Source organism: Roseibium sp. RKSG952 (assembly GCF_009711355.1).
Genome location: NZ_SMMF01000258.1, coordinates 1 through 449, shown reverse-complemented (window position 1 = coordinate 449; position 449 = coordinate 1). Strand labels below are relative to the sequence as shown.

Below are 449 nucleotides of genomic sequence, written 5' to 3'. Positions count from 1 at the left end.
CCGTCCTTCAGGGCGGGGAAGACGTTAAAAAAATAAATATGTCGGTCAATCGGCTTTAATTGAAAACTACGGACTTCAAGTACCATCCCCCCCTTTATGTCTGTTGTCGGCCCAGGGGCTAGAAAAACAATTATAGAAAATGGAACAACAGTCGAGAAGTACACAAATAGCTATGCCCCGGAAGATACTTTAGCTGGAAACCTAAAATTTTCGCTCCGTTATGAGCCATCAGATCTTGGTGTCTTGTCAGCTCTTTTTAAAGTTATTGACCACCGTGAACTTGAAAATTGGATTCGCTCTGAACCCAATGGGGTATATTCCCGAAGGGCATGGTTTTTATATGAGTGGCTGACTGAAAAGACGTTGGACATTCCAGATATTGGAGCCGTCACTTATGTAAACGCGCTGGACGAGAAAATTCGAGAGCGATGAAGTCTGCCTGCTTTTCC

General features: G+C 43.9%; 1 protein-coding gene. It reads left to right on the top strand.

The annotated features are described in order from the left end of the window. Positions 1–96: 96 nt before the first annotated feature. A complete protein-coding gene (locus tag E1297_RS00645) occupies positions 97–432 on the top strand; it encodes a hypothetical protein (protein ID WP_155132653.1) in 336 nt (111 codons plus the stop codon). Positions 433–449 lie beyond the last annotated feature (17 nt).